A 4,268-nucleotide genomic window follows, 5' to 3' on the forward strand; every position below is an offset into this window, starting at 1 on the left:
GGATGCTTGTCGAAGCTACCGTTTAAAATCAGCGCTTTATCGGCTCCGGCCGGTATCCCGCACTCCCTCTCCACCCAAACCGCCAGGCGTTAGCGCCGTGGCGCGATCGGTGCTGAACGGGGGACAGGTAGAATTAACGCGTCCTGCTGGTCCCGATCGGCTGCGTCCCTGCCTCGCGTTAATTGTACATGTCCCCCAACCTGTCCCCCCAACTGCGCCCGGACCCTCGCTCTCCTTGACATTTCACCCCGCAAACCGGCATGTCGCGGCAACCTGTCTAACCCCGTTTTACCGGACACTTTCCCATGCATGCATACCGCTCCCATACCTGCGCCGAACTGCGCAAGGACCATGTTGGCCAGACGGCCCGGATTTCCGGCTGGATTCATCGCAAGCGCGATCATGGCGGTCTGCTTTTCATCGATTTGCGGGATCATTATGGCCTGACCCAGGTCGTGCTCGAGCCGGAAAACCCGCACTTTTCCGTGCTGGAGCGTCTGCGTGTTGAGAGCGTGATCACCGTGACCGGCGAGGTGATTGCCCGGTCGGACGAGACCGTGAATGCCAACCTGCCGACCGGCGAGATCGAGGTTCGCCTGGCCGAGCTGGCGATCCAGTCGGAAGCGGAAGAACTGCCGCTGCCGGTTTTTGGCGAGCCGGACTGGTCGGAAGAGGTGCGCCTGAAGCACCGCTATATCGACCTGCGCCGCGAAAGCCTGCACAAGCGCATCGTGCTGCGCTCGAAGATCATCGATTCGATCCGTCGCCGCATGGTCGACGAGAAGTTCGTCGAATACCAGACGCCGATCCTGACCGCCTCCTCGCCGGAAGGCGCGCGCGACTTCCTGGTGCCGAGCCGTCTGCACCCGGGCAAGTTCTACGCCCTGCCGCAGGCCCCGCAGCAGTTCAAACAGCTGATCATGGTTTCCGGTTTTGACCGCTATTTCCAGATCGCGCCCTGTTTCCGCGACGAGGATGCCCGGGCCGATCGCGCGCCAGGCGAATTCTACCAGCTCGACATGGAAATGAGCTTTGCCACCCAGCAGGACGTTTTCGATGTGATCGAGCCGGTCATGAAGGGGCTGTTCGACGAGTTCGCCGATGGCCGCATCGTCCCGGACGAGCCCTTTGTGCAGATCGCCTACAAGGACGCGATGCGCTGGTATGGCTCGGACAAGCCGGACCTGCGCAACCCGATCAAGATGTCGGATGCGTCGGATACGTTCCGCGGCTCCGGCTTCAAGGTCTTTGCCGGCATGCTGGAGCGCAATCCCAATGTCCAGGTCTGGGCCATTCCGGCCCGGACGGGCGGCAGCCGCAAATTCTGTGACCGGATGAATTCCTGGGCGCAGAAGGAAGGTCAGCCCGGCATGGGCTATATTTTCTGGCGCGAGACCGATGGCGCGATGGAAGCCGCCGGGCCGATCGCCAAGAATATTGGCGAGGAGCGTACCGAAGCGCTGCGCCAGACGCTGGGCCTGGAGATCGGCGATGCCGTCTTTTTCGCCGCCGGTGATCCCCGGGAATTCGCCGGCTTTGCCGGGCGCGCGCGCGATGTGATCGGAACAGATCTGGATCTTTGCGAAAAGGATACGTTCCGTTTCTGCTGGATCGTCGATTTCCCGATGTATGAATGGGATGAGGACAACAAGAAGATCGACTTCTCGCACAACCCGTTCTCGATGCCGCAGATCGATCCGGACGCATTCCTCAAGCTCGATGCGGACACCGATGCCGACACGTTGCTGGCTCTCAAGGCCTTCCAGTATGACATCGTCTGCAATGGTGTGGAGTTGTCTTCCGGTGCCGTGCGGAACCATCGTCCGGACGTTATGCTGAAAGCCTTCGCCTTCGCCGGCTATGACGCGGCGACGGTCGAGGAAGAGTTTGGCGGCATGCTCAACGCCTTCCGCTATGGCGCACCGCCGCACGCCGGCATCGCGCCGGGCGTGGACCGCATCGTGATGTTGTTGGCCGGGGTGGAAAACCTGCGCGAGGTCGTGATGTTCCCGAAGGATCAGCAGGCCCGTGACCTGATGATGAATGCACCGGCCGAGGTCGAGCTCAAACAGCTCCGCGAACTGCATATCCGCGCCGTCGTGCCCGACACCAGGAAGGGCTGATCAGCGTCCGATCCGGCGCTGTTGTCTGCACGCAAAACGCCGGCCTTTCAGGCCGGCGTTTTTGTCTTTGATGGACGGTCGGGCCACAGCCTGGAGCTTGATGATCAGTCCTGCCGGTCGTGATCATTCGCCTCGTTGAACTCGCTGCGGGGCTCTGGCTCCGCAGCGAAACTGCCAGGCTCCGGCGGCTCCGGCGGCGATTGCGGCGCCCGCGGCTGCGCATTGAAATGGCGGACATGTTCCTGGTCGACGACCCAGATCGTCTCGGAATCCGAATTCGGCAGCTCAATGATGAAGGTGCCATCCTCGGTCTCGATCCGGGCCGTGGCGCGACCGTTCAGGCCGCGCGCCCGGTTTTGTTCGCGCAGTGACCGACGGGCCGCCTCATTGGCTTCCATGGCCTCGCGGCGGGCGTCTTCGATAATGCGGCGTCGTTCCTCGCTGATTGCCTCAAGCTGGCTTTCCCGTTCACGCTCGATCCGGCGCAGCTCGCGTTCGGAGCGCGCGATCTGGCGCATCGCGTCATTGGTTGCCTCGCGGATCGCGTCCTGGTCGAGCTCGGCCGCATGGATTTGCAGCGCGGCGCCAATCTCGGAGAGGATTTCGATCCGGGCGTTTTCGAGCGCCTGGAGCTCGATCACCCGTTCCACGCGTTCCGGCTGCGAGAAACGCAAGGCGTACTCAAACCGGGTTGCAGCGCCGCGGTCGTCCGGCAGGCTGTCGCAATCCGGCAGGCTGACATTCGGAGCGATGTGGGTTTCTTCATCGCCACAGGCGCCGGTGAGGTTTTCCTTGGTCAGCCCGGAGAAATCCGCGATGGACGCGCCGGAAAAATTTGCCCCGACCAGACTGGCACCGGTGAAGTCCACCTCCCGCAGGCTGGCGCCCTGGAAGTTGGCGCCGGTCAGGTCGGCATCCTGGAAATTGATGTCAAAGCCGTTGATCTCGGCGAAATTGGCGCGGCGCAGCTCGGCGCCGCGGAAATTGGTGTCATGCAGCTCGGCGCGCAGGAAATTCACCTGGCGCAGGCTGGCATCAGCGAACAGGGTGTCGACGAGTGACGAACCAATAAAGGTGACGAACACCATCTGGGCATTCGTGAAATCGGTTTCCGTCAGATCGGCAGAAGAGAAATTGACGCGCTCGATGACCGCATTGGCCAGTGTCGCTCCGGTCAAGTCCGCGCGCGAGAATGTCACCCCGGTCAGGCGGGCATTGACCATGACGGTTTCGTTGAAGTCGGTATCGTTGAACCGGCTCTCGATCATGGTGACCGATGGTAGCTCTGACCGGGCGAATGTCGTGCCCTCGAAATTGGCACCGATAAAAACGGCATTGGCCATGTTCTTGTCGGAAAAGTCGCAACCCTCGCATTCGCCGCCAATGGCCAGGCCACGGCGTGGATGCTCGTCATCCCCTGCGAAGGCAGGCGAGATTGCCAGCGCCAGGAGCGCGGCCGAAGAGGCAAATGTCTTCAATCTGTTCCGCATATGCTCACGGATAGGCCAGCCGATGCGGCAAGGCGACTTAAATCACGGTAACCCAAGCGTATATCCTATGAGGCCGCAGACGGGCTGGCCAGGCATTGCGACCCGGATCAGTGACAGGCGGGTAGGCTCAGCCCGGCCGGTAACTGCGTCCAGGCGTCGCCGCAGGCCGAGCTCAGCTGCGTCTGGGTGAGGCCACGGACACCCGCCATCTCGGCCCCGGACAGGGTTGCCCCGCTCAGATTGGCGCCGCTGAAATCGGCGCTGCCGAAATAGGCGCCGACAAGGTTGGCGCGGCTCAGGTCGGCATTGCGGAAACTGGCACCGGTGAAGCGGCCGCCGAACAGGTTGGCGATCGACAGGTCGGCACCGTCAAACCGGGCCCGGTTCATCGTCACGAGCGCCAGATTGGCCTGGCGCAGGCGAGCGCCGGACAGGTCGATGCCGGGAAGGTCGCGATAGGCGAGCTCGGCCTGGAAGAGATTGCAGCCGGGGCAGGACTGGCCTGCCTGGACGCGCGCGATCTGTCCGGCATCCTGGGCCTGGGCAAGGCCGGATGTCGCGAGCAGGGCGGTCAGGGCAAGAATGAGCCGTACCATTGTGGAGCACTCCGAACGATCTTGCCGCATGAGCTGCAAGGCCTGCGCCGTCCGGCGGC

General features: G+C 62.7%; 3 protein-coding genes. 1 reads left to right on the plus strand and 2 read right to left on the minus strand.

The features are described from left to right. Nucleotides 1-305: 305 nt before the first annotated feature. Nucleotides 306-2,123, plus strand: a complete 1,818-nt coding sequence (aspS, locus tag QZZ02_RS02995) for an aspartate--tRNA ligase (protein WP_291842224.1) — start codon at nucleotides 306-308, stop codon at nucleotides 2,121-2,123. Nucleotides 2,124-2,227: 104 nt separating this feature from the next. Here the strand turns inward: aspS and QZZ02_RS03000 are convergent, their stop codons facing one another. After that, nucleotides 2,228-3,601, minus strand: coding sequence for a pentapeptide repeat-containing protein (locus tag QZZ02_RS03000; RefSeq protein ID WP_291842226.1), 1,374 nt, complete (start codon nucleotides 3,599-3,601; stop codon nucleotides 2,228-2,230). Nucleotides 3,602-3,720: 119 nt separating this feature from the next. After that, a partial coding sequence (locus QZZ02_RS03005; RefSeq protein WP_366511487.1) for a pentapeptide repeat-containing protein occupies nucleotides 3,721-4,268 on the minus strand: 548 nt, incomplete at its 5' end.

Source organism: Maricaulis sp. (assembly GCF_015665295.1).
In the GTDB taxonomy this organism is placed as follows: domain Bacteria; phylum Pseudomonadota; class Alphaproteobacteria; order Caulobacterales; family Maricaulaceae; genus Maricaulis.